We start from the raw sequence: 26,623 nt of genomic DNA on the forward strand, positions 1-26,623 counted from the left end.
GAGGAGGAGCACGTGAGAGTGAGCCCTGGCGCTCACCCGCTGCAGCTCGGCTGCCCCGTCATGGGCCTGTTCGTCGTCGTGGCACAGGAGCAGATGCCGCTCCGGCACTTGAACGAGGCGCTCTCCTCACACAGGTCATTCACCCGCTTCCAGCGGAGGATGGCCCCCCCCGAGCTGTCCTGGTCCTGGGTGAAGAGCTCGTCGCCCCGGACCGCGAAGGCGTGGACCTCGGTGAAGAGGTTGTCCAGCGGCCCCTCGCTGGAGTCGTCGCACGCGGAGGCCCGGGTCAGCTCCAGCTTCCCGTTGCTCACCTTCCAGGTGCCCAGGTAGTTGTTCCAGCTTCCCCCCAGGAGGATGACGGAGCTGCCACGGAGGACCATCGCCGCGTCGTAGCCGCGGCCCTGCTCGACGCGGTAGGTGCCCTCCCGGAGGGTGCCCCCCGTCAGCGGCGGTGCGTTCGTCACCTCGGTGGTGTCCGCGCTCCACGTCGTGCACCACCCCACCGCGGAACACTGGAGCGCGTCGCCGCCGCCTCCGTCACCGCCGCCGCCTCCTCCTCCGTCACCGTCTTTGTCGTCTCCCTTGGAGTCACCACACGCCACAGCGAGGAGTGAGAGCGACAGCACGAACGCACGCGTCAGGTTCTTCATCGGAACTTCCCGGAAAAAGGTTCATGGGGATTTGCCCCACGACAAAGAGACAGCCCGGGAGTCATCGTTGCGTCGAAATCGGACGGCTAGCGCGGACAGCGGTCCTTTTCGGCTCGAGCCTCGGCGACTTCACCGGGGTAGGCCTTGCGCCAGGGCGCCCACTCCAGCCACGCCCTGCGCGCCTCCTGACACGCCTCGCCAGACGCCCCGGACAGACGCAAGGCCTGGGCGAGCCGCCGCCGCGCCAGGGGAACCCGCGCGGACGCCACCTGTTCGCTCGCGAGCGCCGCCAGCGCCGCCCTCAAGGGCGCCGCCGCCTCCGCTGGCTCGCGCCTCGCCAGATGGATGTCGCCCAGCAGCACCAGCGCCTTGATGCGCTCCGGCGCCACCGGCCCCCAGTCCCGCTCCAGCCTCGCGAGCGCCCGCTCCGCGTGGCCCCGAGCCTCCTCGACGCGCCCCAGGAACAGCAGGGCATCCGCGAGCCAGCGCAGCCCCTCCCCCTCCAGCGCACCTCGCGCCAGCAACGACTCCTGGAGCGCGACGCCGCGCGCATGGAAGCCCCGAGCCTCCTTCGCGCGCCCCAGCAATCGCAACAGCCGCCCCACCTCGTGCAGGTCCAACGCGACCTCCGGATGCGTGGCGCCGTACACGCGCTCACGGTGGGCCAGGCTGCGCCGGGCCTGCTCCAGCTCGGCCTCGCGCGCGCCCAGCTCGCCCAGCACCCCCGTCCGGTTCGACGTCATGCCCATGAGCACCGCGTCCGCGCCCTCCGGCGGCACGCTCTTGCGAGCGACCGCGAGGCTCTGCTCCGCCGCGCGCAGCGCCTCCGGACCCCGCCCCCACTCGAAATAGATGACGGCCAGGTTGGACAACGTGCGCGCCACCACGAGGTGTTCCTCGCCCAGGCTGCGGCGGAGGCTGGCCAGCGCCCGCTGCAGGACGGCCTCCGCGCGGGCCAGCTCCCCCGCGTGCGCCAGCGTGCCGCCCAGGTTCACCAGGGCCCGGGCGGTGTCGCGGTGGTCGGGGCCATGCAAGTCCTCTTGAAGCCGCAGCGCCTCTTCCTGCCAGCGCTTCGCCTCCAGGAGCCGGCCCTGATGCCGGGCCAGCAAGCCCAGACGTCCGTTGAGCTCCGCGCGGGCAGCGGCATAGGAGACGCCCTTCGCCGTGACGCGGTCCAGCGCCTCGCGCAGCAGTGGCTCCGCCTCGGAGAAACGTCCCTCCTGCTCGAACAACTCGGCGCGGACATAGCTCAACAGCGCGTCGAACTCGGGGTCGCGCAGCGGCTCAGCCACCGCCTGAGCGCGGTTCAGAGAGGCCCAGGCCTCCTGTGTCCGTCCCAGGTCATGGCCACTCAACCACGCCTGGACATAGAGCACCCGGGCCAGCACGGCATGATGGCGCCCCGCCTCCGCGGCGAGGCCGGCCTGGACCAGCGAGGCTCGCGCATCCTCGAACGCACTGGCGTCTTCCTGGAGCGTGGCGCACAGCAGGTGGGCCTCCGCCTCCAGCGGGCGGTAGCGCGTGCGTACGGCCCGCTCCCGTGCCGCCAGCGCCACCTTCAACGCCTCTGGCGTATGCCCCGCGAGCAGCCCCGCGTTCGCCCGGGCCAGCTCCGCCCGGACCGCCGTTACCTCCAACAGCACGGCCGGGTCCTCCGGAGGCGCCACGGCCTCCATCAACGTCCTCACGTCCGAGCAGCGCCGCAGGCTCGCCAACGAGCCCCCCAGCCCGAAGCCGCGCGCCACGGTGCGGGCATCCGCCTTCTGGAGCGCCGCCACCACGCGGGTCACCTCCTCCAGCCGCTCGTCGAGGCAGGCCATGCGCAGGCCCAGGACCTGGTCTGGCTGCTCACCCCAGACCCGCGTGGCCTCGCAGGCCTCCTGGTGCTCGCGCGTCCAGTCCAGCTTCCAGCGCTCCAGCGCCGCCGCCACCGCGGAGAAGGACGCCTCCGCGTCCGGGGCGCTCGTGGCCAGGAAGGCCCTCCGGGTGGACTCCCGCATCCGCGCATCCCAGACGCCCGCGAAGTGCCGCTCACTGCCCTGACACAGCGCTTGAGGCGGCTGCCTGGACAGCAACCCGAAAACAGTCAGCCCCGTCAGGACCGCGCCCAGCATCACCAGGGCGACCGTGCGCCTGCGCGCCACGGGGTCCCGGGACAACCGCGCGCGCAGCGCCTCCATGGAGGAGAACCGCTCCGCGGGGTCGGCGGCGAGCCCGCGCCGGACGACGGCCCGCAGCCACGCGGGGACACCGGCGCGCTCCGGCCGCACGGCATTCCGCGCCACCTGCTCCAGCAAGGCCTCACGCGTATTTCCCTCGAAGGGACGCTGGCCGTTGAGCGCCTCGTAGAGCGCGACGCAGAAGGAGAACTGGTCCGAACGGGCGTCACCATGCTCGCCGCGGAGCTGTTCGGGCGCGCCGTAGGCCAGCGTGCCCAGCAAGGTCCCCGTGACGGTGAGGGACGCCGAAGTCACCGCGCCGGGAGCCGCCGCTCCGGGCACCAGGGTCGCGTTGGCCAGGCCGAAGTCAGTGATGCGGACGAGGCCCCCCTTCGTCAGCAAGACATTGTCCGGCTTGAAGTCCCGGTGGACGATGCCCAGCGCGTGCGACGCGGCGAGTCCATCCGCCGCCTGCCGGAAGCGCTCGAGCACCTCCCGGAGCGGGCGCGGTTGCTCCGCCAGCCAGCGCCGCAGCGTGCCGCCCTCCAGGAACTCCATCACCAGGAAGAGCTGCCCCTGGTACTCGCCCACGTCGTGGAGGCTGGCGATGTGCGGGTGGGACAGCTTCGCCATGATGCGGGCCTCGCGCTCCAGGCGTTGCCGCGCCAGGGCCAGCGAGTCCTCCTGGAACCGCTCCGGCTTGAGCAGCTTCAGCGCCACCTTGCGGTCCAGCTCGGGGTCATACGCGACATGAACCCGGCCCATGCCGCCCTCGCCCAGCAGCCCCAGCACCACGTAGCGCCCCACCCGCGTGCCCGTGGCGAGCGGCCCCACGCCCGCGAAGGAGGTCCGCGCCTCATCCGGGCTCAGCGCGGCGAGCACGCTCCGGCACTCGGCGCAGCCGGCAACGTGGGCACGCACCTGTTGCTCACGCTCGGAGGAGAGCTGGCCTTCCAGGTGACGCGCGAGGTCGTTCTCGTCCGGGCAGCTCATTCCTTCGCCGCCAGGAGTCCGGACAGGCTCACGTCGAGGCGGCCATGAACGGCCCGCATCATGCTGTCCAGCTCGTCCTGGGAGAGCGACAGCCGCTCCGTCAGCCCCTCGTGGGTGCGCGTCTCCAGCAGCGCCTTCACCCCGGACAGCCGCCGGGACAGGGTGGACTTGTGCACGCCGTAGAGTTCCCCCATGCGCGCCAGCGACAGATGCTCGACGAAGTGGAGACGGAGCAACTCCCGGTCCTCGTCGTCCAGGGAGGCCACCGCCTGGACGAAGGCGGCGCGCACGTGCGAGCGGGACTCCTCGCGAACCAGCCCCAGCTCCAGCCCGCCTTGCGCGGGGTCCGCGGCCAGCATCTCCGCGTCCACCCGCGCCTCCTTCCCCTGGGCCTTTCGCATCCGGAGCGCGAGGCGCACCGCGGAGATGTTGACCCAGTGCAACAACGACCCCACGCCCGCATAGCCAAGGAGCCGGGGCGGCGAGTCGGGCCGAGGCATCAGCAGATTTCCCCGGAGCGCCTGAAGCACCTCATCCACGAACGTGGGCGAGGAATGGAGCCGTGCGAGCGAGCCATGCAGCTTGCGCAGGACCTGCGCTTCGAAGAGGTCCGCCGCCCCCGGCGTCCCTCGAGCGCAGGCGAGCGCAAGGGCAAGGTCCCGTGCGTGCAAACGTTCCAGCGCGACGACGGGGTCCTCCGCCTCGGAGAGCCGTGCCCCCAGGTGCCGCGCGAACACCAGGGGCTCGGGCGCCGAGCACTGAAGGGAGGCCGCCTCACGGAAGGCCAGGGCGAGCGCCCGCGGCGCCTCCGGCGCGGAGCGCAAGCGGCCCGCGGCGGCGGTGTCCATCGAACGAAGAACCGTCTCGAGAATCTCCTCGGGAAGAGCGCTGTCCGTACACATGAGATGGTGACTTCCCGTGACGATGAGACCACATCCCCCTCCCCGGAATCTCTAGCACGAATGCCTGAGCGGGCTCCCGGTCCCCGAGCGGCGCGCGCCTGCGCGGGGCCGCGCTCACCCGACGGGCTACGTCCCTGACAGCGACCGCCGGGGAGCCGGAGCGCGCGGCCGGAAGCACCCGGCCGCGCGCGTCCACGGGCTCACGGCACGGTGAGGATCTCCGCGCCCTGCTCGGTGACGAGCAGGGTGTGCTCGAACTGGGCGCTGCGGCTGCCGTCAGCGGTGACGGCGGTCCACTCGTCATCCCAGGTGCGGTGACCCCAGCCGCCCAGGTTGATCATCGGCTCGACGGTGAAAATCATGCCGGGCTGCATGACGGTGTCGGCCTCGGCTTCGTAGTAGTGCGGAATCTGGAGCGAGGTGTGGAACGTCTCGCCGATGCCGTGGCCGCAGTAGGCGCGCACCACGCTCATGCCGTTCTGGGTGGCATGCGTCTCAATCGCGCGGCCGATATCGCTGATGGGCCGGCCCGGCTTCACCGCGGCGATGCCCAGCTCCAGGCACTCGCGCGTGACGCGCACCAGCCGCTGGCTCTCCTCGTCCACGTTGCCCACGAAGACCGTCATCGAACAGTCACCGTGCACGCCATCCAGGTAGATGGTGACGTCCAGGTTGACGATGTCCCCGTCCTCCAGCGGCCGGCTGTCCGGGATGCCGTGGCAGATGACCTCGTTGACGGACGTGCAGAGCGACTTCGGATAGCGGTGGTAGTTGAGCGTGCTCGGGTAGCCGCCCCGCTTGATGTACGCCTCGTGGGTAATCGCATCCAGCTCGTCCGTGGTGATGCCCGGACGCACGTGCGAGCCCACCTCCCGCAGCACCTCGGCGGCGGCCTTGCACGCCTTGCGCATGCGGGCGATGACGTCCGGCGTCTTGATGTCGGAGCCCACGTCCTTGCGCGACGGACGGCCCGTCAGCGCGTAGTCCGGACGGGGGATGTGGAGCGGCACCTCGCGGCGGGGGCTGATGACACCCGGGCGGACGCCCTTGCGGAGGACGTCCGGGCCCTTCTTGCGCGCCTCGGCGGCGTCCGCGCCGCGGTGGCACTTCTTGTACTTGGTGCCACTGCCACACCAGCAGGCGTCGTTGGGCCCCGGCAGCACGGCGGGCGGGGTACGGGGAACGGCGGTAGTCATGACTCACCTCCAGCGCGGAGCTGCTCGGGCTTACGGGCGCGCATCCAGCGCACCACCTGGGGACGAAGCCAAAGCCGGGGCCGCCCCGTGCCCAGGTCCAGGACGGGCCGGGGCATGTCGGGATAGCGGCGCAGGTAGGTGCTGACGCTGTTGGAGTGGCGCAGGCGCAGCAACCCGGCCACCGCCTGAGCGTCAATCAGGTCTTCGGTCTTCACCATGGGACACATGTCGGGCGTGTCTATACCCCTAGACACGCACCCGTGCACGGCTTCTTTCCCAGGCGGGGCGGCGCCCCTGCGCGCCAGGCAACGTCGCCCGCCCGGGCAGGGAGCGGGCCTTCAGCGCGCCAGGGCAGCACACGTCAGGCAGTGCCGGGCCTCTGGTACAGCGCGCAGCCGGTGCCGGCCAATGGCCCCGCCGCAGCGCGCGCACCGGCCGAACTCACCCTGGGCGATGCGCGTCAGCGCCTCCTCGATGTCCCGCAGCTCCTGCGCCTCCGCCTGGGTGAAGGACAGCCCTCCCACCCCCGACGAGGCCCGGGCGCGCAGCCGATGGCTGCGTTGCCGCAATGCTTCCTGGGCCTCCCGAGCCAGCAGCTCCACGTTCGCCTCCTACTGCTGCCACCCCGGCCACTGCCAACCCGCGGCCCAGCGGGAGATAATGCTTTCAGGAAGCGTGCCTTGCGGTGCGCGGCGCGACAGCCCTGGAGGCGCGCAAGGCTTGCGTACTCCGGCCAGGGCCCCGCATCGGTTGCGGCGCGCTGGCGTCACTTCGCTTTCGCGCGGGACGCGGCGCGTTCCCGGGCGCGCTTCTCCACCGCGCGGAACGTGTCCTCCACGGCGTCCTTCTGCCCCATGCGCGCCAGGAAGCCAGGGATGGAGCCGGCCGGGTCCACGCTGAAGCGGTACACGGCGTGGGACTTCCCCTCGCCGCGAGGCTCCACGCGCCAGCTCCCCTCGTTGAGCCGGATACGCACCGTGCCGCGCCGCTGGGGAATGGCGTCCGGCGTCGCCTGCCAGCGCTGCGCGAACACCCCCGAGCCGTCCTCCGCCAGCTTGGACTCCAGCACCACGTCGCAGATGTAGTCGCGCGAGGACACCACCGGCAGGTCCAGCTTCGTGTACGTGCGCTGGCCCTCGTCCGGCAGGTCCTTCAGGATGCGGGACTCCTTCACGTACGGCATCCAACGCCGGTAGGCGTCCACGTCCCGCAGCACCGCCTGGACGTCCGCGGCGCTCGCGGCCAGCTCGCCCTCCGCCCACACGTCCTTGGCCTCGGAGCCCGGGCGCGCGCGGACCTTCACCACGTAGGGCTTCTCCGCCACCGTCTTCCACGCCGCTTCGGCGCGGGCCGCACCGGCGGCGAGCCCCAGCACACAGGCGGACAGGGCCGCCCCACTCCACAGCATCTTCATGCAAGCTTCCTTCGCGGCTCGGGCCGGAGGTGACGTCACGTCAGCCTCCGACACCCAGGCGCGGCGGCGCATTCACGAAGGTGCAACGGGCCCACGCAAGCACCGCCCCCGAGCCACCCTCCAAGATGGCCCGGGGCGGCCAGCCCTCGCCGCGCCCTACGGCACGCGGATGGCCCGCCCACCGAACGCCGGGCTGGCCATGACATCCATCGCCAGACGGTCGGCGTAGGGGCGGCCCAGCCGGCCGTAGGCCTCCGCTTCCTGGGCGGTGAGGACCACCCGCACCGTGAACTGGGCGATGCCTCCCACGACCACGTCGAGGAAGAGCGCCCCTTCCGCCGAGCGCACCAGCCGGTACATCAGCGGGCTCTGGATGAGGACCTGCTCCTCGCTCACGGAATCTCCGTCACCACCGCCTGGGAGACGGGCGCGTCGATGACCATCAGCTCCGGCACGCCGCCAGAGGTGTAGCCACCGAACTTGAAGCAGTCCGTGTCCGCCTCGCTGGTGCACTTCCACACGCCCGGGTCGCTGTCCACGGGCAGGCGCACGCACACGCCGGTGGCCGCCAGGTCCAGCGTCATCATCCGCAGCGGCCCTTCGAAGTTCTTCGCCGGCAGGCCCAGCGCCTGGCCAATCACCGCCGGGTCATGCGCGCCGTCCACCATCGACTTCTCGACGGCGGCCTGGATGGTCTCCGACGGCGCGGCGAACAGGTAACAGCCGCTGTCATTGCAGCGGCCAAACTTCTGCGCGTTCGGCTTCACCACGAAGTTCTGGTACGCGGAGTCCGTCATCAGCCACGACACCTTCTTCCCGGGGAAGTTCTTCGCCAGGTGCTGCTCCACGCTCCACGGGCTGGCGCGCTCGTCGGCCTCGCGGGAGATTTGCGCCTGCTGCGCATCACAGGCCTGCGGCTGCGTCGGGGTGGGGGTGACGCCGCCTCCCGCGTGCTTGCAGCCGGACAGCAGGAAGACACCAAGGAGCAGGCTCCGAATCGTCCACGACATGGGCAGACCTCCAATGAGGGAAGGTTGAGAGGAGGTGATGGATAGTCGTCAATTCTGGATTTTACAATCTCCCCGGCCTACTCCCCACCGAGCGGTTATAGGGTGAGGCATGAGCCAGAACCTCTACGACATTCCCCTCAAGTCCATTGACGGTGCCCCGCAGTCACTGAGCCAGTTCAAGGGCAAGGTCCTGCTGGTGGTCAACGTGGCCTCCAAGTGCGGTTTGACGCCGCAGTACGAAGGCCTGGAGCAGCTCTACGAGCGCAAGCGCGCCGAGGGCTTCGAGGTGCTGGGCTTCCCGGCCAACGACTTCCTGGGCCAGGAGCCGGGCAGCGAGGCGGAGATCAAGGACTTCTGCACGCTGACCTACGACGTGAAGTTCCCGCTGTTCTCCAAGATTTCGGTGGTGGGCGCGGACAAGCACCCGCTCTACCACGCGCTGACGGGCGCCATCCCGGACGCCGTGGGTGAAGGCCCCATGCGCAGCCGGCTGCAGGGCTACGGCATCACCGCCAACCCCGCGCCGGAGGTGCAGTGGAACTTCGAGAAGTTCCTCGTGGGGCGTGATGGCCGCGTCGCCGCGCGGTTCGCGCCGGACGTCGCCGCGGACGACGCGCGCCTGCTGGCCGCCATCGACGCGGAGCTCGCGAAGCAGGCCTGAGCCGGCCGGGGTGCCGCTGGACTTCTGCCGTCCAGCGGACGGGCCCTGACGAAAGCAGTGACTTTTCGCGCGCTCCGGGGCAAGCCAGGGGGGCCATGAGCACGTTCATTCCTGGTCCCCCGCCCGAGCGCGGGCTGTTCTGCAACCGCACCCTCAACCTGCGCGCCATCAAGGCGGTGGGTTACGACATGGATTACACGCTCATCCACTACCATGTGGAGGCGTGGGAGCGCCGCGCCTACGAGCACATCCGCGACCGGCTCGTGGAGCAGGGCTGGCCGGTGGCGGACCTGTCGTTCGACCCCGAGCTGTCGATGCGCGGCCTCATCATCGACACGGAGAAGGGCAACCTCCTCAAGGCCAACCGCTTCGGCTTCGTGAAGAAGGCGCTGCACGGCACGCAGGCCATGAGCTTCGAGGCGCAGCGCGACGAATACGCGCGCACCATCATCGACCTGCATGAGCGGCGCTGGGTGTTCCTCAACACGCTCTTCTCGCTGTCGGAGGCGTGCATCTACGCGCAGCTCGTGGACCGGCTGGACGCCGGCCAGCTCCCGGGCCCCATGGGCTACTCGGACCTCTACGAGCACGTCCGGAAGAACCTGGACGCCACGCACATGCAGGGGCGGCTGAAGGCGGAGATCATCGCCGACCCGGAGCGCTACGTCATCGACGACCCGGAGACGCCGCTGGCGCTGCTGGACCAGCGCAACGCCGGCAAGAAGCTGCTGCTCATCACCAACAGCGAGTGGGCCTACACCGAGCCCATGATGCACTTCGCCTTCGACCGGCACCTGCCCGACGGCATGACGTGGCGGCAGCTCTTCGACGTGGTGATTGTCTCCGCGCGCAAGCCGGAGTTCTTCACCACGCGCTCGTCGCTCTTCGAAGTCGTGGAGTCCAGCGGCGAGGCGCTGCTGCGTCCGCACTCAGGCCCCTTCAAGCCCGGCACGCCGTACTTCGGCGGCAGCGCGGTGGAGCTGGAGCGCCACCTGGGCATGAGCGGTGACCAGATTCTCTACGTGGGCGACCACATGTTCGGCGACGTGCATGTCACGAAGAACGTGCTGCGCTGGCGCACGGCGCTCATCCTGCGCGAGTTGGAGGACGAGGTGCGCTCCATCGCCGCGTTCCGCGCCACGGAGACCCGGCTGGCCGAGCGCATGGTGGTCAAGGAGCGGCTGGAGGCGGAGAGCCGCCAGATTCGCCTGGAGCTCCAGCGGCGGCGCTTCCAGTACGGCCCGCGTACTGACACGCCGACGGAGGCGGAGCTGGTGGCGCGGCAGGCCACGCTGCGCGCGGAGGTGGAGGCGCTGGACGCGGAGCTGGGGCCCCTGGCGCGCGCGGCCACCGAGCTGTCCAACCCCATCTGGGGCCTGCTGACGCGCGCGGGCAACGACAAGAGCCACCTGGCCCGGCAGGTGGAGCGGTACGCGGACATCTACACGTCGCGCGTGTCCAACTTCCTGTTCGCCACGCCCTTCGTCTACCTGCGCAGCCCGCGCGGCAGCCTCCCGCATGACCCGAGCCTGCCCGGCGGCACCCCCGTCTTCGGCACCAGCGAGGCCGGCGGCGGCCTGTCCGGCGCGGACGGCGGGGAGTAGCCGGCGTCCTACCGGGCGGGGCGGATGTGTAGAGCCTTGGATTCATTGAACTTTCGTTCAGTGCCCCTCCGAGGCGAGGGCAGGCAGGCATCCGCCTCCACGGGGCATGTCAGACCGCCCCGGTATGAGTGCTCTTGTGAGCCACTCGACCGCGAACAGCTCTTCGACGCGCATCCTCGAGCAGCGCAACCTGCTTGGGGGAATGGACCTGGAACCGGTGCTGGGCGGCAAGGGCCGCAAGCGCGCCCGGCGCTTCCACGTCGCCTCGGAGCGGCGGGTGGGGTTCGCCGCGGCGCTGGCGCTGGTGGTGGAGCATGGCAAGCAGAAGGCGAAGGAGACGGGCGTCACGTCCCTGAGCACCTGCCCCCGCTGCGGCCACCGGGGCCCCACGGCGCAGGACTTCGGCTACCGCATCATGCGCGGTGAGCGCCGGCCCCAGTCCTGGTGCCGCGGCTGCCGGGGCCTGCACCTGGAGCCCACGGAGACGTCGCGGACCAGCAACAGCGCCCCGCGCGGCACGGACGGCTGGCTGTTCCCGCCGGAGAGCACCACCAGCACCCGCCCGCCCCGGCGTGGCAAGGGCTCGTCGACGTAGCGCCGGGCCCCTGGGCGCACGTCCTGGCGATCCCGTTCACTGCCGGAGGGGGCGTCACTGGAGGGTGCTCCGGAAACCGAGAGGTGTCCCTGACACCCTCCGTTCCAGGAAGTAGACTCGCCGCCAGCGTAGCGCCCCTCCTCTTTGCACGGGGTCTGCAATGGGACCTGGAACCCTGAATCCAGCACGTTTGCCACCCGGAACACGCGTAGGGCGGTGGCGCGTGCTGGAGCGCCGAGGGTGGGGGACCTACGGCGCCGTCTACCGCGCAATCAATGCAGCAGGCGACTCTGAGCCCGTTGCGCTCAAAGTCGCACTGCACCCAGGCGATGAGCGCTTCACTCGCGAAGCGGAACTCCTCGCTCGGATCCGCCATCGGAGCGTCCCGCGACTGGTGGACCATGGGAGCTGGCAGCAAGCGGCGGGCGCCACGCACCCCTACCTCGCCATGGAGTGGATAGAGGGCGTGTCCCTATCCGAGTGGGGGCGAGTGCGACGGACCACCTCGCGACAGGTGCTCAACGTCCTCGCCAGCCTCGCGAGTGCGCTTGAGGCCACCCACGCCGCGGGCGGGGTCCACAGAGATGTGAAGGAATACAACGTGCTGGTGCGTGCTACGGACGACCAGGTCTTCTTGATCGACTTCGGGTCAGGACACTACGTAGGTGCCGCCCCCCTCACGCCACCGCCGTTTCCTCCGGGGACGCCCCCCTATCGCTCACCAGAGGCGTGGCGCTCGGCGCGGCATCCCACGCGTGCGTCGACTTCCGCCTACGCACCCGGACCTGCGGATGATGTCTTCGCGTTGGGGGTAACAGCCTACCGGCTCGTAACCAACGAGTACCCGCTCGCAACGGCGCAACTGGATGATGCGCGCCACGCCTGGAATCCGAAGGGCCCGGGGGTTCACCCGCCATGCGCAGTCAACGGTCGATGCTGCGCGGAGTTGAGCGCGCTTGTATCCCAGATGCTGGCCGTGCAGCCCGAGGCACGCGGTAGCCCCCAAGCACTGGCCGAAGCGCTGACACGGGCCGCAACCCAGGCGGGCCCCGAGGCGGATCTGCCACTTTTTGACCAGGAGGACTCCCGGTCTAGCGACGCTGGGGCTGACGCCCACCACGCCGTGCCTCAAGCGTCCAGGTGGACTCGGTGGACATGGGTCACGGTAGCAGGCGCTCTGGGAAGCGCCATGGCACTTGGCGCAATGTGGATGCTGCGCGCGGACTCCGAGGGAGCCGAGCAGGCTCACGCATCCAAGTCCGAGGTCGTGAAGGATGGCGGCACGGTGGCCGTCGGAGACTCCGCATTGACGGCCCCGGGACCACTGCGGCGGGCTCCATCTGCGTGGTCAACCATCGCCGTAGAGCCTCCTCCCAGGCCCATCCCAGGCCAGACGCGAACAGATGCCGCAGGCCGCTGCCCAAGCAAGACACAAATCCCCATCAATGGTGGGTGTTGGGTGAAGCTAGACGTAGCGCTGAAGGATTGCGACCCAGACTGGAACTACATCGTCTACAAAGGCGCGTGCTACGGCCCCACGTTCCCATCCGCGCGACCATCTACCTCGGGCCCTTCAGAGCCACCCTTTTAAACACCTTGCTTGATGTAGTCGACGGGGCCGACAGCGAGGACACATGACGTTGCGACTTGTCGGCGCGGCTCGCCTCCTGGCGCGTAGCCCTTCTTCCGTGGTTCGGCGTCCTGCCATGAAGGCGCACGGACTCGGAAATCTCGATACCGCCCGGTTGGTGGACCATTTTCGGGAGGTCTCGGCGCGGCATGGGAGCCTGCTGAACGCACGGAAAACCCAGGCAGCCAACCGCGAGTACGACGCCGCCGCAGCAGCTCGTGACGAGCTGAACACACGAGGGCCCGCCGCGCTGCCGCCCCTGCTGAACCTCCTGACGGTGACCGAGCCCGGAACCCGATACTGGGCCGCAACGGCTTTAGTGAAGTTTGCTTCCGAAAAGGCGGAGCGCACCCTGGAGGAACTGGCCGCGACGCCGATGAGCCAGGTCGGGCTCAGTGCCGCACTGACGCTCCGGGAGTGGAAGAGCGGGAGATACCCACCCTCATGAAGTCGAACGCGCGCGAACGCATCCAGACAGCGCGCGGCATCTCTTCATCCCGGCAGGCAGGTGAGTAATGACCTCCGCCGTCCCCTGGAGGGGATGGAAAAGCCGGGGCGCCGTCCTTACCTCACCCGGAGGGAGGCAAAGAACCACCAGCACCCGCCCGCCCCGGCGTGGCAACGGGTCGTCGACGTAGCACCGGGCTCCATCCGTCTTCCCTTCGCCCACGGAAGGCCCTGACGAACACGGTCGACGTCACGTCCGGCAGCGCCCTACGGACCATCGCCCCTGAGGAGAGGCCACTCGAACGTGTCGAATGGCCTCTCCGGGGGTCCAGCTACTGAATCTGCTTGATGACCAGCGAGGCGGAGACGGCGCGCGTTCCGCCAGCGAGGGGCGTAATCGTCAGTGCCGGCGAGTTCCCCGCGGGATTGCGGACGGTGAGCACCGAGTTCACCACGGTCGTCGTGATCAAGACGTGGTTCATGATTTGAGACGCTCCGGTAGCGCGGCCAGCCACGGTGTTGATCTGCTCCACGACCCCGCCACCACTGTCGAGCCCCAGGATGAGCTGCCCGGCCTCGGTGACGCTCACCTGCCAGGAGACTTCGTAGACACCAATCGCGGGCAGGATGAACTCGCTGTCGCTGGCCCGATTGATTCCGTTCGTTGCGCCATCGCGCGGGAAGTCCACCGCGGACGCGGCAGCAACGGTCGCCGCGTTGTCGGGCGGCATCAGGGCATAGAAGTACCCGAAGGCCAGCGTGTCGCCCGGAGCCCCATTGCAGACATAGTTGATGCCCGACGCGGAGGTGTACTGGACGCCCCCATAGGTGCAGTTCGCCCCGGGGGGCTCGGACGCACCGACCACGGACTGCCCCGCGGGCCCCGTCGGCCCGACAGGCCCCGTCGCGCCCGTTTCACCAGCAGGCCCCGTCGGCCCAGCAGGCCCCGTCGCACCCGTTTCACCCGCGGGCCCAGTCGGCCCCGTAGGGCCCGTGGCGCCCGTCTCTCCGGCAGGCCCAGCCGGCCCCGCAGGCCCAGCCGGCCCCGCAGGTCCCGTGGCGCCCGTCTCACCCGCCGGCCCAGCCGGCCCCGCAGGTCCCGTGGCGCCCGTCTCACCCGCAGGCCCAGCCGGCCCGGCAGGCCCCGCAGGGCCCGTGGCACCTGTCTCACCCACAGGCCCAGCCGGTCCCGCAGGTCCCGTGGCACCCGTCTCACCCACAGGCCCAGCCGGTCCCGCAGGGCCCGTGGCACCCGTCTCACCAACAGGCCCAGCCGGTCCCGCAGGGCCCGTGGCACCCGTCTCACCAACCGGCCCAGCCGGCCCCGCAGGGCCCGTGGCGCCCGTCTCACCAACCGGCCCCGCCGGCCCCGCAGGGCCCGTGGCACCCGTCTCACCAACCGGCCCAGCCGGCCCCGCAGGGCCCGTGGCGCCCGTCTCACCCGCGGGCCCAGCCGGCCCCGCAGGGCCCGTGGCGCCCGTCTCACCCGCGGGCCCAGCCGGCCCCGCAGGGCCCGTGGCGCCCGTCTCACCCGCGGGCCCAGCAGGGCCCGTGGCGCCCGTCTCACCCGCGGGCCCAGCCGGCCCCGCAGGTCCGGTGGCGCCCGTCTCTCCGGGAGGACCCACTGGACCGGCGACGCCGGGCACCCCCTGCGGTCCAGCGACGCCTGGCACGCCTTGAGGCCCCACGGGCCCTTGGAGCCCATCCTCGCCCGGAGGTCCCTCGGGCCCCAGAGGTCCCTCGGGCCCCGGAGGTCCCTGTTCGCCGATGCAGGTCCCGGGCGGGCAGAGCGGCAGGCAGACGACGCGAGCCCGGCATTGAATCTCACCATCGTCCCAGGACGCGGAGAACACGTTGTCGATGAGCTCGTCTTTCGAACCATCAGCCAGCGCGAGCTGCTTGCACTCCTCGAACGAGTTCACCGTGACCGTGTAGCGCTCGGTATAGAACTCTCCAACGGCCAGCGTGTACGGCGGCGTCCGAGTGGGGACCCAACCGAACGCATCGGTGAGCAGTCGGTCCTCCACTACATCGACCGTCGACGCGCCCGTTGGGTGCACATTGCGCACCTTCATCGTCCATTCGAGCGGCGCCGGGTACGACTGAATCTCGTAGATGAGCTCCCCGTTCACTCGCTTGTCACACGCCAATTCATGCGCAAGCGCGACATTGCCTGTCAGCAGGCCCGCTGTTGCCAATAGCCATCCAAAACGCATACTCCCCCATCTACCTTTCATTTCTGCTTACAGTTTGAATTCACCGCATGTGGCCGTGATGCTCGAAGTCTCATCAGTAGCGAACAATGAACTCCGGAAACATGAAGACCTGTTCGCCACGGTCGACCAATGAGCGCGCGAGGTCGATCTCAAGCACGACCTTGCTGCGCTTTCGGAGCTGCGCGGCGTCCGCGATCAACGAGACCGGTGGCCCACTCAGGTCGAGCAACTGCGTCTTCCCGTTGCGCTCCACGATGCCTTCCGGGTCAAACTTCAACCGGATCCCGACCTTGCGCGCGTCGACCGGGAGGTCAAACGTCGTCACGGCCCACGCGTTCTCTTCGTTGCCGAGGTCGATTTCACTGCCACCCAGCTGAGACGAAAGCGGGTTGCCGTCGACCGTCAACTCGAGCGCGGAGACCTGCACGCGCACCGGCCCCGAGCCGCGGACGCCCAGCAACCGCACCGCCACGGTCTGCGCCGTATTTCCCTCCACGGGCTCGACTGGCGGCATTTCATCGTCCTGGGCCTTGCCGCAAGCAATGATTGTCAAAGCGAGCGCAAGGCCAATGCTCTTCTTCATCGGATCCCTCTCCTGTCGACCGAACAGGCGGTCGTGCGAGTGGAGAGAGCACCCCTTGTGCCAGCGGATTTCATGGTCTGGCGAAATGGCGAGTATCGCCTCAATGACAAGTGCCACATCCCGCCGGACAGGTGGCATCAGGCGTAAAGGAAAGCCGCATGCCATCCAGGGGGAGCGCGCTTCACAGTCCCGGCAGTGAATTCTACAGACCACGAAGCGGCACGTCCCTTGCGGCAACCTTGAGTACAGCGTTGGGCCGCGAAGCAGGTTGTCTCAGGTGAACGTTCAAGTCCGACCCGGGGCGATTGACGGAGGGGATGGAAAAGCCGGGGCGCCGTCCTTACCTCACCCGGAGGGAGGCAACATGGCCGTTCGGACGACAGTGGCAGGCATCAAGAACAGGCGGCGGGTCGACGCGCACGGAGCCCAACCGAGCGTGCAGGCCAGCAAGGGGCGCAAGACGCTGCCCCACGATGACGCGGCCGCGTTGCGGCGGCAGAAGACGCTGGAGCGCGTGACGCTGGGCCCCGCCGCCGAGGCGCATGAGCCCAAGAGTCATCGGCGCCGCGCGACGGCGCTCAAGGGCCGCAAGAAGACCCCCAGCGAGATGAACGTGAAGCACATTGGCGGGCCGAAGAAGCGCCTGCCCCTTCACGGCGGATAACACAGACACGTCGTGACGCGGCCCCTGCCTCGCGACCTCCGGGGCAGGGGCCATGCTCGCTTCAGGGGGCCGGTGGCCACAGCGCGCTGGCGCCAGGGTCCTCCGCCACGTAGACGGCCCAGACGCGCTCTCCCGGGCGCCGCAGCAGGTCCGCCGCGTGCGTCGAAGGCAGACTCCCTTCGACGCGCTGGCCATGCACCGTGAAGACGTAGTTGAGCTGCACCAGGCGCCCAGCATGCAGCGAAGGCGCCACCTGACGCTCCACCCGCGTGACTTCCGCCGCGGCCGGCAATCCCCAGACCAACGCCTTCAACTGGCGCCGCTGCTCGCGCCGCAGCGCCACCGGCCAGCTCGTGCGCCGGAAGAGCAACCCCACCCCAATGAAGATGGCGGCTTGCAGGAGCAGGGGCCGCACCAAGAGCAGACCCACCGGGAGCAGCATCACCCCCGCCCACAGCCCCAGCGTTCCCAGCATGTAGTGTTTGTGCAGCTTGGGCCGCGAGACGGCCGCGCGCTGTGCCCGGGTCAACCGGCGCGGGGGCAACGGAGGCGGCGGACCTCGCGCGGCGCTCAGGGCCGCCTCCAGGCTCGCGCCGCACTTCATGCAGAGGGCCTCGGCGCTCACCGTGACGGCATGCCCGCAGCCAGGGCAGACGATGCGGAGCTCGCTCGCCTCCAGCGAGAGGTACGGCGCATCCAGGGAGCTTCGAGCGCGGCGCATGGCCCCACCATCGGAGCACCTCGCCCCGCGCCGCCGCAACCCGTCCCGGAAGGCCATGACGGACGCTTCGGAGGCACCACCAGGCTTGGGCACCGGGCCCCGGCCGCTTCGCTGCTCCCTGGCATCCTCCGCGCGGCATTCCTACCTGTGTCGCTGGAGGTGGCATGCCAGAGAAGAGTCAGACGGAGCGCGTGAAGCGCGCGAAGCGGCAGGGGACGACGCTGGAGCTCAAGCCCACCGATGTGCACCTCTCCAGCGAGGACAGCACGCACCACGCGAAGAAGAGCGGCCGGCGAGCCCTGGGCAAACGGACCTTCGCGGACCGCAGCGTCAGCCCCCGCCACGCGCCAGGGACGGGCCTCACGGCGAAGAGCCGCAAGCTGCCCGAACCGGAGCCGGGCCAGAGCAGCACGTCGCGGCGCAAGACGCTGCCGTCGGCGGCCGCCGTGGCCTACCGCAAGGAGGGCCGTCCCAAGAAGACGACAGGACGCGGCGATACGACTCCGCTGACGGCGGGCAAGGTCTACAAAAGAGCGGGCACGCGGAAGACGAGCATCCGCGCCTGAGGCCCTCCCAGTCTGGAGCCCTGCCTCCAGGCCACGGAAGGCGCCGCCAGGGCCTCCTCGGCGTCCGGCCCCCTGGCGCTCATTCCGAGGGGGCGACGCCGTTCACCACCGCGGCCAGCCTGCGAACCTCCTCGTGCAGGTCGCGCAGCTGCTCCAGGCTGCGCTGAAGCAGCACGTCAAGCTGCTCGCCCCGCCGCACGTCACCTTGTGCCGCGGCGTCTTCTCGCTCGCGCGCCAGCCGCACCACGTCTCGCTCCACCAGCGCCGCCACTCGCGCCGTCTTCTCCAGCTCCCACTGGGCTGTCTGCGGCAGCTCGGGTTCGAGGTCGTCGTTGTCCTCGGGACGAGGCAGTGACGCGTCCTCCAGCTCCGGCTCTGGCTCCACGGGCTCTGGCTCCATCCGCGCCACCGTGACCTGGGGCACCTCGCGCGGAGGCGCCGGAGCGGGCACCTCGGCGGCGTTCACCGGCACCACCCTGGGGGGCGGCGCGGGTGGAGGTGGAGCCGGAGGCACGGCCATGGAGCGCATCGCGGCGGGCAGCGGCGCCGGCTCGGACTGGGGCCAGAACTCCACGCTGCCCAGTGCCACGGCGAGCACGCCCGCACCCGCCAGAATCAAACGGTAACGAATCCGCATGGTCCCCCTCCCCGCCCCGGCGCTCAGAAGCGCACCCGCCAGTCGCCGTCCTGACGCTCCACGCGTAGCAACCACGGTGCCGGACGCTCGCGTCCACCATGGGCCACCCGGGCCCGCACGAGGACGGCCTCGGCGTCGCGCCCGTCCACCGTCGATTCGACAATCTCCACCAGCGTGAGGCCATGCCCCCGCAGCTCACGCACCGTCTCCACACAGGGTCTCGCGCTTCCCCCCGTGGCCAGCAGCGGTGCCAGCACCTCGCAGTCGCCCGCGGGCAGCGCCGAGAAGAAGTGGCGCACCGCCGCCTCCGCGGCCCGCGTCTTCGGCGCTTCAAAGGAACACCCGAGCGCGGCCAGCATCAGCCACCCCATCCACCTCGCTGGCGGGGACCGTCGTGACATGGCTCAGTAGCAGTTGGGAGCGAACAGCTCGTCATCCACGGCGGCGACGAACTGGTCATTGCACCAGCCGCTCACCAGGATGTGGCCATTGCGCACGCAGCTGTCGTGGTTGGTGGCGTCCACCGTGTACTGGGTGTCCCCGCCGCACGTGCTGCCGCAGCGCCCGAAGCAGTTGCCCACCACCTTCGGCCGGTGCCAGTGATTGGGTGAACCGCAGTGCCAGGTATCACCGGCCAGATAGAACTCGTCCCCGTTACACGAATAGTGGTCACCGAGCTGGGCCAGTTGCTGATTGCCCGGCCAGTCGAAGCCGCCCCGGTCGCAGTCATGCGTCGCGTGGGCGTACCAGTTGTAGCGCCCCTCGCAGCTGCCCGAGTCGCGCCCGTTGCACCGCGCATAGCTGCACAACGTCGTGTAGCCACGTCCCTTCTCGCCCATCACCACGCGCCGCAGCCCCACGGTGTCCGGGTACTGGGACCACACGCTCACCGCGCGGCGCAGGTACATGGCCGCGGGGGCCGCCGCGTCTCCCTTGGGGAGCGCCGCGTCGAGCTCGCGATAGAGGGCGGTGAGCAGCGCGCGGTCCGCGGCGCCCATCTGCGCGTCCGCGGCATTCGCCTCCGCGAAGCCATCCAGCGTGGAGACGCCGCTGGCCGGCTCCATCAACCCGGTGAGCGTCAGCCCGCGCAGCCGGACCTCCAGCCGGTACACCCCTGGCTCCACCTCGCGAGAGGAGAACGTCACCGCATCATCGTCCTCATGGACGAAGGTGCCCTGGACGCCTCCTGGCGCGGCGGAGAGCGACAGCCCCGCCTGCCGCGAGCGGAGCGCGTCACCCGTCTTCGCGGCGCCGCCACAAGCACACGCCACCAGCACCACGCTCCACCACAGGTTCGTGCGCATCCTCGGATTCCCCCGGCCAGGAGCAGGCCCGAACCCTCCTTCCCGCTCACGTCAGGGGAGCACGGCCCAGCGACGCGGAATGCTCGCACCGGACGAATTCGTAGCCAGAGCCCGGCGGTCTCAGGCGTCTGTCCGCGCGAAGACAGGCAGCGGGCCAGCGGCGCGCATCAGGCCGAAGTCTCCTTCGGGCAGGGACTCATGACCGCCAATCACCAGCAGTCCACCAGGGGCCAGCCGCGCCACCAGCCGTGACAGCACCTCGCGCTGAAGCGGCGGCGCGAAGTAGGTGAAGGCGACGTTGCGGCACAGCACCAGGTGGAAGGGCCCGTCGGGCATCTGGGAGCGCAAGTCCTGCTGGCGAAAGTCCACTGCCCGCCGGTACTCCGGCGCCAGGCACGGTTCGTCGCCGGGTCCCGGAAAGGCGCGCTCCGCCCACGCACGAGGCAGCTCGCGCAACGCCCCACGCGGATAGCAGCCCCGCGCCGCCCGCGCGAGCAGCGCCGCGTCCGCATCGGTGGCCACCAACGCCAGCCGCGCTCCCGGGAAGCGCGGCTCCAACCCCAACTGGAAGAGCACCGACAGCGTGTAGGGCTCCTCACCGGAAGCACAGCCCGCGCTCCACGCCCGCAGCGTGGCCTCTCCTCGCGCGCGCAGCGACGCCAGCCGGGCGGGGAGCAAGTCATGGCGCAGGACCTCGAAGACGCGCGCGTCCCGGTAGAAGCGGGAGATGGTGACGCGGCACAGCGCGTCGAGCACGTCCCACTCCGCGGGCTCGGCCTCCAGCCGGGCACGGTAGGCTCCGGCGTCTGGCAGGCCCAGCGCCTTCAGCCTGCGGCCGATGCGCTTGCACACCTGCCCCCGCACGCGCCGGAAGCCCTCCCAGCGCAGGCGCAGGCGGGGCGCGGCCCACTGCAACAGCTCCACGCATTCACGGTCCGTCATCGGGTCGGCCTCCTCCTCCTGGATGTCAGCACGAGCGGAGGCGGACGGGATGTGGCATGACGCTCCGGCGTTGTCGTTGGCCCCTGGAGGAACCCACCCTTGAAGAGACTGAGCGCCCTCACCCTCTGCGCGGCACTGGCGTCGGCCGGCTGCACGCACACCCCCGCCGCGGCCCCCGAGCCCACCGCGCAGCAGGCCCCCGCCGCCGCGCCCAAGCCCGTGCCGCCTCCCGAAGGCGCCAGCGTCCTCGCCGGCACCCTGGCCGACTTCACCGCCGCGTGTGATGCGGACCTCGAGCGCACCCGCGCGCAGGTGACCGCCATCAAGGCGCTGGACGCGCGCGCGGACGGCCAGGCCGTGCTCGCCGCCTATGACGATGCCCTGGGCTCGCTGCTCGCCGCGGCCAACCGCTCCAGCCTCGCGCGCGAGGTGCATCCAGAAGCGGCCTTCCGCGACGCCGCGCGCGAGTGTGAGCAGCGCGTGGACTCCGCCAACGTGGCGCTGTCCCAGGACCGCGGCGTCTATGACGTGCTGGCCGCGGTGGACCTGTCCGGCGCGGACGCGGCGACCCGGTACTGGATGGAGCGCGCGCTGCTCGACTTCCGCCGCGCCGGCGTGGACCGCGACGACGCCACCCGCGCCAAGGTGAAGTCGCTCAACGAGGAGCTGCTCAAGCTGGGGCAGCAGTTCAGCAAGAACATCGCCGAGGACGTCCGCGAGGCGAGCTTCAAGCCCTCCGAGCTGGACGGCCTGCCGGAGGACTACCGCAAGGCGCACCCGCCGGGCGCGGACGGGCAAGTGGTCATCACCACCAACTACCCTGACTACTTCCCCTTCATGACGTACGCGAAGGACGCGAAGGCGCGCGAGAAGCTGTGGCGCACCTACCGTCAGCGCGCGTACCCGGCCAACCAGGACGTGCTGGCGCGGCTCATCGCCAAACGCCACGAGCTGGCCACGCTGCTGGGCTACGCGAGCTGGGCCGCGTACACCACCGAGACGAAGATGACGCGCACGCAGCAGGCGGCCGCGGACTTCATCGACCGGCTGGGCGTGGCCACCGAGGCCCGCGCGAAGCAGGAGTACGCGCAGCTGCTGGCGCGCAAGCAGCAGGACGTGCGGGGCGCCAAGGTGCTGGAGCCCTGGGACCAGGACTTCTACGAGGACCGGCTGCGCGCGGAGCGCTACAGCTTCGACTCGCAGGCGGTGCGGCCCTACTTCGAGTACAGCCGGGTGAAGGCGGGGGTGATGGACGTCACCTCGCGCCTCTGGGGCATCACCTACAAGCCGGTGAAGGACGCCCAGGTGTGGCAACGGGAGGTGGAGACCTACGACGTGTTCGATGGCGACACGCTGCTGGGCCGCATCTACCTGGACATGCACCCGCGTGACGACAAGTACAAGCACGCGGCGCAGTTCGACCTCGTCGCGGGCCAGGCCGGCAAGCGCTACCCGGAGGCGTCGCTGGTGTGCAACTTCGCGCGCCCCGGCGAGCTGATGACGTACGACGAGGTGGAGACCTTCTTCCACGAGTTCGGCCACCTGCTGCACGCCATCTTCGGCGGGCACCTGAAGTGGGCGGGCATCGCGGGCACCCGCGTGGAGTGGGACTTCGTGGAGACGCCGTCCATGCTGCTCCAGCAGTGGGCGGGCAACCCGGAGGTGCTGAAGGAGTTCGCGAAGCACCACGAGACGAACCAGCCCATCCCCGCGGAGCTGGTGGAGAAGCTCCGCGCGTCGAAGGCGTTCGGCCAGGGCCTGTGGGCGCGGCGGCAGCTCTTCCTGTCCGCCGTGAGCCTGGACTACTACTCGCGCGAGCCGGGCTTCGACACCACCGAGGCCCTGGTGGCCCTGCAGGACAAGCTCAGCCCCTTCAAGCACGAGCACCGGGACGGCACGCACTTCGAGGTGGCCTTCGGGCACCTGGATGGCTACTCGGCGGCGTACTACACGTACCTCTGGTCCTCCGTCATCGCGAAGGACCTGGAGACCGAGTTCCAGGAGAAGGGCTTCCTCGACCGGGAGACGGCGATGAAGTACCGCCGCGCCGTGCTGGAGCCCGGCGGCTCCAAGCCCGCCGCCGAGCTGGTGAAGGACTTCCTCGGGCGGGAGTACGGCTTCGACGCGTACCGCGCCTACCTCGACGCGAAGTAGTCCGCGGTTCCCTCACCGGGAACTTCGCTACCCACTCGCGCAAAACTCTTCCCAGCGCGCTTCCGGGTAGCCAACGCCGTCCTACCCCCTGAAACAACGGAGAGGTCCGCCAGGCTACGTCCCTGGCTGGAGAGCGCCTTGCTACGGCTTCGGCTGTCCCGGCTTCGTATGGGGCAGTGTGGAGGGGGGGTAGCCGACGTGACACCCATGATGCATCGACGAAGAGGGGGCTGGCGCTTCCTTGCGGGCGTGACTCTCGCCCTGCTGGTGACCAGCTGCACTGATGACGACCCGATGGCACGGGTCAAACCCGACGAGGAGGTGCCAGGGGAGCCGGTTCCACCGGGGCAGCCCCCGGTGGAAGGCGAGTGCGAGAGCGCGCCCCAGAATCCGGGACGCGTCACGCTCCACCGCCTCAACCGCGCGGAATACAACGCCACCGTGAGAGACCTGCTGGGGGACACCACCCAGCCGGCCAAGGACTTCCCCATCGATGACCACGGCTACGGCTTCGACAACATCGCCGATGTGCTCTCGCTGTCCCCACTGTTGATGGAGAAGTACTCCGCCGCGGCGGAGCGGCTGGTGGAAGACGCCTGGACGCGCGGCGTCTTCAACTCCTGCGCGCTGGACCCGCTCAACCCGGCGCCGTGCGCGCACGAAATCCTCTCCAACTTCGCCCGCCGCGCCTGGCGCCGGCCGGTGCAGCAGGCAGAGGTCGACAAGCTGATGACCTTCGTCAGCCTGGCGAGCCAGCACGCGGACCCGCCCGAGGTGGGCGTGAAGCTGGCCCTGCGCTCGGTGCTCGTCTCACCGCACTTCCTCTTCCGGGTGGAGAAGGACGCGCCGCCGGGAAGCACCGAGCCGTACACGCTCGACAACTTCGAGCTGGCCAGCAGGCTCTCCTACTTCCTGTGGAGCAGCATGCCGGACGACGCGCTGTTCGCCGCCGCCGAGGCGGGGCAACTGAGCGACCCCGCGGAGCTGGAGGCCCAGGTGCGGCGCATGCTCGCGGACCCGAAGGCACGCGCGCTGGTGGAGAACTTCGCTGGCCAGTGGCTCTTCACCCGCGCGCTGGGCACCGCCACGCCGGACGGCACACTCTATGGCGCGTTCAACGAGGAGCTGCGCGCCGCCATGCGCACGGAGACGGAGCTCTTCTTCGCGGAGTTCATCTCCGGCGACCACAAGCTGAAGGACCTCATCGACGCGCCGTTCACCTACGTGAACGACCCATTGGCCGCCCACTACGGCCTGCCATTGCCCGGCAGCCCCACGCACCAGCGCGTGGAGCTCACGGGCCACCCGGAGCGCAGCGGCATCTTCGGCAAGGGCTCGCTGCTCACCGTCACGTCCAACCCGGACCGCACCTCACCGGTGCAGCGCGGCGTCTGGGTGTTGGAGCAACTGCTGTGCTCGGCGCCGCCGCCGCCGCCGCCGGACGTGGAGAACCTGCCGCCGCCCATCACTCCGGACATGACGATGAAGGAGCGCATGGCGCTGCACCGCAGCGCGCCGGCGTGCCAGGGCTGCCACCGGCTGATGGACCCGCTGGGGCTGTCGATGGAGAACTTCGACCCCATTGGCCGCTGGCGCCTCCAGGAGGTGAGCGGCGCGCCCGTGGACGCCACGGGTGACATGCCCGACGGCGCCATCCTCAACGGCGTGCGCGACATGCAGCGCTACCTGAAGGAGGACCCCAAGCTGACCCACTGCATCACCGAGCACATGCTCACCTATGCCACGGGCCGTGGCCTGAACGAGGCCGACCACTGCGCGGTGAAGGCTGTCGCCGACAAGGCCGAGGCCCGCGGTGGGCGGCTCGTCGACTACATCCTCAGCATCGTCTCGAGCAGCCACTTCACGCAGCGTGGCGCGGAGGAGGAGCAGACGCCATGAGCAAGAAATTCAGACTCTCGCGACGGACCGTCCTGCGGGGGACGGGGGCGCTGATGGCGCTGCCCCTGCTGGAGCAGATGCTTCCCCGCAACGCACACGGCGCGCCGGGCACCGTGCCCCGCAGGCTGGCCGTCTTCTACACGCCCAACGGCATCCACATGCAGAAGTGGACGCCCAGCACGGAGGGCCCCGCGTGGGAGCTGACGCCCACGCTGGAGCCCCTGGCGGCGGTGAAGAACGACCTGCTGGTCGTCTCCGGCCTGGCGAACATGCCCGCCTTCCCGGATGGCGACGGCCACCATGCCGCCGCGACCGGCGCGTTCCTGACCTGCGCCAAGGTGTTCAAGACGGAGGGCACCAACATCCGCGTGGGCATCTCCATGGACCAGGTCATCGCCAACCACCTGACGGCGACGCGGGCCACTCGCTACGGGTCCATGGAGCTGGGCATCGACGCGGGCCGCGGCATCGGCAACTGCGACTCCGGCTACGCGTGCCCGTATGCCAACAACATCGCGTGGTCGGGGCCACGCACGCCGGTGGCGAAGGAGACCAACGCGCAGGCCGCGTTCAACCGGCTCTTCGCGGGCGGAATCCCCGGGGAGACCCAGGCGCAAATCGAGAAGCGGCGCGCGTACGGCAAGAGCATCATCGACGTCGTGCGCGATGACGCCACCGCGCTGCAGGGCCAGCTGGGCACCGCGGACCTGCGGAAGCTGGATGAGTACTTCACCAGCGTACGGGAGCTGGAGAAGCAGGTGGAGGACGTGTCCGTCCCATCCATGACCTGCGCTACGGGAGCAGCCCCCATCGTGTCCGAGGACCCGACGGCGAAGACCCGGGCGATGATGGACCTCATCGTCCTCGCCTTCCAGTGCGACCTCACCCGCGTGGCCACCTTCATGCTGGCCAACGCGCGCGCCAACAAGGTCTACCCCTTCCTGGGGCTCAGCGGCGCACACCACACGTACTCGCACCACCAGAAGGTGCAGTCCAACTACGACGCGCTCGCCACCATCGACAAGTGGGAGGTGACGCTCCTCCAGTACCTGCTGGAGCGCATGAAGTCGGTCATCGAGGTCAACGGCATGTCGCTGCTCGACAACTCGATTGTCTACTTCTCCAGCGAAGTCGGCGACGGGGACTCTCACAACCACGTCGACCTGCCCATCATCCTGGCGGGCAAGGGTGGCGGCGCGCTCACGCCGGGCCGGCACCTCCGCTACCAGAAGGACCCGCTGGCCAACCTGTACATCTACCTGATGCAGGCCATGGGCGTGCCCAACGTCACCACCTTCGGTGACGACGGGACGGGCCCGCTGCCGGGCCTCGTCTAGTCCCCGCGGTGTCGTGCGCGGCGGAGCATGCGAGCGGGCGGCCCACCGCGCGCCGTGCCCGCCGCGCACGCTTCACATGCATGAGTGGGCTTCCTGGCGCATCATCCCCCTCATGCCTTCCTCCTCCCGCGCCTCCCGCTGGTCCGCCCTGCTCCTGCTGCCGCTGCTCGGCTGCGCGGGGGGTGGCACCCAGCAGGGGCGCAGACAGCACGCCACCTCCCGGCAGGCCGTGGCCTCCAGGCAGCCCACCTCGGCCCTCCCCGCGGCGAAGGACTTCTCCCGGGACATGGTGGCCGCGCACAACCTGGCGCGCTCCCGCGCCCAGCCCGCCCCCAAGCC

At 70.1% G+C, this 26,623-nt stretch carries 26 protein-coding genes and 1 pseudogene; 11 read left to right on the forward strand and 16 right to left on the reverse strand.

Annotation, left to right across the window (positions count from 1 at the left end):
• Window positions 1–32: 32 nt before the first annotated feature.
• From HV826_RS28095 to HV826_RS28135, 9 genes are all read right to left on the reverse strand, one after another.
• Window positions 33–650 (reverse strand): hypothetical protein, encoded by a 618-nt coding sequence (locus tag HV826_RS28095; protein ID WP_176420043.1) that lies wholly within the window; start codon window positions 648–650, stop codon window positions 33–35.
• Window positions 651–736: 86 nt separating this feature from the next.
• Window positions 737–3,802 (reverse strand): serine/threonine-protein kinase, encoded by a 3,066-nt coding sequence (locus HV826_RS37885; protein ID WP_176420044.1) that lies wholly within the window; start codon window positions 3,800–3,802, stop codon window positions 737–739.
• The gene (locus HV826_RS28105) at window positions 3,799–4,704 is read right to left on the reverse strand and encodes a transcriptional regulator (protein WP_255217450.1); all 906 of its coding nucleotides are present in this window, start codon (window positions 4,702–4,704) and stop codon (window positions 3,799–3,801) included. Before HV826_RS28105 ends, HV826_RS37885 begins: the two co-directional genes overlap by 4 nt.
• A 200-nt stretch (window positions 4,705–4,904) precedes the next feature.
• Window positions 4,905–5,900 carry a type I methionyl aminopeptidase gene (map, locus tag HV826_RS28110; RefSeq protein WP_176420045.1) on the reverse strand — a complete coding sequence of 332 codons (996 nt, stop codon included), beginning with the start codon at window positions 5,898–5,900 and terminating at the stop codon, window positions 4,905–4,907.
• Window positions 5,897–6,118, reverse strand: a complete 222-nt coding sequence (locus tag HV826_RS28115; protein ID WP_176420046.1) for a hypothetical protein — start codon at window positions 6,116–6,118, stop codon at window positions 5,897–5,899. Before HV826_RS28115 ends, map begins: the two co-directional genes overlap by 4 nt.
• 120 nt (window positions 6,119–6,238) lie before the next feature.
• Window positions 6,239–6,502: a TraR/DksA C4-type zinc finger protein gene (locus HV826_RS28120; protein ID WP_176420047.1), complete on the reverse strand. Its 264-nt coding sequence runs from the start codon at window positions 6,500–6,502 to the stop codon at window positions 6,239–6,241.
• 164 nt (window positions 6,503–6,666) lie between these two features.
• Window positions 6,667–7,314 (reverse strand): START domain-containing protein, encoded by a 648-nt coding sequence (locus HV826_RS28125; protein ID WP_255217451.1) that lies wholly within the window; start codon window positions 7,312–7,314, stop codon window positions 6,667–6,669.
• A 156-nt stretch (window positions 7,315–7,470) separates the two neighbouring features.
• Entirely contained in the window at window positions 7,471–7,710 is a 240-nt protein-coding gene (locus HV826_RS28130) for a hypothetical protein (protein WP_176420049.1), read from the reverse strand.
• Entirely contained in the window at window positions 7,707–8,324 is a 618-nt protein-coding gene (locus HV826_RS28135) for a hypothetical protein (RefSeq protein ID WP_176420050.1), read from the reverse strand. The genes HV826_RS28130 and HV826_RS28135 overlap by 4 nt, the downstream gene beginning before the upstream one ends.
• A gap of 109 nt (window positions 8,325–8,433) precedes the next feature.
• Between HV826_RS28135 and HV826_RS28140 the strand changes: the two genes are divergently transcribed.
• The 5 genes from HV826_RS28140 to HV826_RS28160 all read left to right on the forward strand — a co-directional run bounded on the left by HV826_RS28140 (window position 8,434) and on the right by HV826_RS28160 (window position 13,262).
• The gene (locus tag HV826_RS28140; protein WP_176420051.1) at window positions 8,434–8,985 is read left to right on the forward strand and encodes a glutathione peroxidase; all 552 of its coding nucleotides are present in this window, start codon (window positions 8,434–8,436) and stop codon (window positions 8,983–8,985) included.
• Window positions 8,986–9,080: 95 nt separating this feature from the next.
• A complete protein-coding gene (locus HV826_RS28145; protein WP_176420052.1) occupies window positions 9,081–10,589 on the forward strand; it encodes an HAD-IG family 5'-nucleotidase in 1,509 nt (502 codons plus the stop codon).
• Between the two features lie 106 nt (window positions 10,590–10,695).
• A complete protein-coding gene (locus HV826_RS28150) occupies window positions 10,696–11,184 on the forward strand; it encodes a hypothetical protein (RefSeq protein ID WP_176420053.1) in 489 nt (162 codons plus the stop codon).
• Between the two features lie 160 nt (window positions 11,185–11,344).
• On the forward strand, window positions 11,345–12,775 hold the full coding sequence (locus HV826_RS28155; protein WP_255207759.1) for a serine/threonine-protein kinase: 1,431 nt from the start codon (window positions 11,345–11,347) through the stop codon (window positions 12,773–12,775).
• Window positions 12,776–12,890: 115 nt separating this feature from the next.
• Window positions 12,891–13,262, forward strand: a complete 372-nt coding sequence (locus HV826_RS28160; RefSeq protein ID WP_176420054.1) for a HEAT repeat domain-containing protein — start codon at window positions 12,891–12,893, stop codon at window positions 13,260–13,262.
• 331 nt (window positions 13,263–13,593) lie between these two features.
• On the opposite strand, the gene HV826_RS36735 is transcribed toward HV826_RS28160, so the two are convergent.
• Window positions 13,594–14,127: a hypothetical protein gene (locus HV826_RS36735; protein ID WP_217918819.1), complete on the reverse strand. Its 534-nt coding sequence runs from the start codon at window positions 14,125–14,127 to the stop codon at window positions 13,594–13,596.
• 1,423 nt (window positions 14,128–15,550) lie between these two features.
• Window positions 15,551–16,060, reverse strand: coding sequence for a hypothetical protein (locus HV826_RS28170; RefSeq protein ID WP_176420055.1), 510 nt, complete (start codon window positions 16,058–16,060; stop codon window positions 15,551–15,553).
• 436 nt (window positions 16,061–16,496) lie between these two features.
• Here HV826_RS28170 and HV826_RS28175 point away from each other — a divergent pair, with 436 nt between their 5' ends.
• Window positions 16,497–16,724: a hypothetical protein gene (locus HV826_RS28175; RefSeq protein ID WP_176420056.1), complete on the forward strand. Its 228-nt coding sequence runs from the start codon at window positions 16,497–16,499 to the stop codon at window positions 16,722–16,724.
• 61 nt (window positions 16,725–16,785) lie between these two features.
• Here HV826_RS28175 and HV826_RS28180 read toward each other — a convergent pair whose 3' ends face one another.
• A complete protein-coding gene (locus tag HV826_RS28180) occupies window positions 16,786–17,445 on the reverse strand; it encodes a hypothetical protein (protein WP_255217452.1) in 660 nt (219 codons plus the stop codon).
• A gap of 164 nt (window positions 17,446–17,609) precedes the next feature.
• Between HV826_RS28180 and HV826_RS28185 the strand changes: the two genes are divergently transcribed.
• Window positions 17,610–18,011 (forward strand): hypothetical protein, encoded by a 402-nt coding sequence (locus HV826_RS28185; RefSeq protein WP_176420057.1) that lies wholly within the window; start codon window positions 17,610–17,612, stop codon window positions 18,009–18,011.
• Between the two features lie 79 nt (window positions 18,012–18,090).
• On the opposite strand, the gene HV826_RS28190 is transcribed toward HV826_RS28185, so the two are convergent.
• The 4 genes from HV826_RS28190 to HV826_RS28205 form a co-directional block, all read right to left on the reverse strand.
• Window positions 18,091–18,648 (reverse strand): hypothetical protein, encoded by a 558-nt coding sequence (locus HV826_RS28190; RefSeq protein ID WP_255217453.1) that lies wholly within the window; start codon window positions 18,646–18,648, stop codon window positions 18,091–18,093.
• Between the two features lie 23 nt (window positions 18,649–18,671).
• Window positions 18,672–19,049 (reverse strand): hypothetical protein, encoded by a 378-nt coding sequence (locus tag HV826_RS28195; protein WP_176420058.1) that lies wholly within the window; start codon window positions 19,047–19,049, stop codon window positions 18,672–18,674.
• 3 nt (window positions 19,050–19,052) lie between these two features.
• On the reverse strand, window positions 19,053–19,952 hold the full coding sequence (locus HV826_RS28200; RefSeq protein ID WP_176420059.1) for a hypothetical protein: 900 nt from the start codon (window positions 19,950–19,952) through the stop codon (window positions 19,053–19,055).
• Between the two features lie 120 nt (window positions 19,953–20,072).
• A complete protein-coding gene (locus tag HV826_RS28205) occupies window positions 20,073–20,894 on the reverse strand; it encodes a protein-glutamate O-methyltransferase CheR (RefSeq protein ID WP_176420060.1) in 822 nt (273 codons plus the stop codon).
• Window positions 20,895–20,993: 99 nt separating this feature from the next.
• Here HV826_RS28205 and HV826_RS28210 point away from each other — a divergent pair, with 99 nt between their 5' ends.
• The 4 genes and pseudogenes from HV826_RS28210 to HV826_RS28225 all read left to right on the forward strand — a co-directional run.
• The gene (locus HV826_RS28210) at window positions 20,994–23,048 is read left to right on the forward strand and encodes a M3 family metallopeptidase (protein ID WP_217918817.1); all 2,055 of its coding nucleotides are present in this window, start codon (window positions 20,994–20,996) and stop codon (window positions 23,046–23,048) included.
• A gap of 294 nt (window positions 23,049–23,342) precedes the next feature.
• Window positions 23,343–24,947 (forward strand): DUF1592 domain-containing protein, encoded by a 1,605-nt coding sequence (locus HV826_RS28215; RefSeq protein WP_255217454.1) that lies wholly within the window; start codon window positions 23,343–23,345, stop codon window positions 24,945–24,947.
• Window positions 24,944–26,284 (forward strand): DUF1552 domain-containing protein, encoded by a 1,341-nt coding sequence (locus tag HV826_RS28220; protein ID WP_176420061.1) that lies wholly within the window; start codon window positions 24,944–24,946, stop codon window positions 26,282–26,284. The genes HV826_RS28215 and HV826_RS28220 overlap by 4 nt, the downstream gene beginning before the upstream one ends.
• Window positions 26,285–26,396: 112 nt before the next feature.
• A pseudogene (locus tag HV826_RS28225) lies at window positions 26,397–26,623 on the forward strand (serine protease); the annotation flags it as partial.

Source organism: Myxococcus sp. AM010, from assembly GCF_013372585.1.
Taxonomy (GTDB): domain Bacteria; phylum Myxococcota; class Myxococcia; order Myxococcales; family Myxococcaceae; genus Myxococcus; species Myxococcus vastator.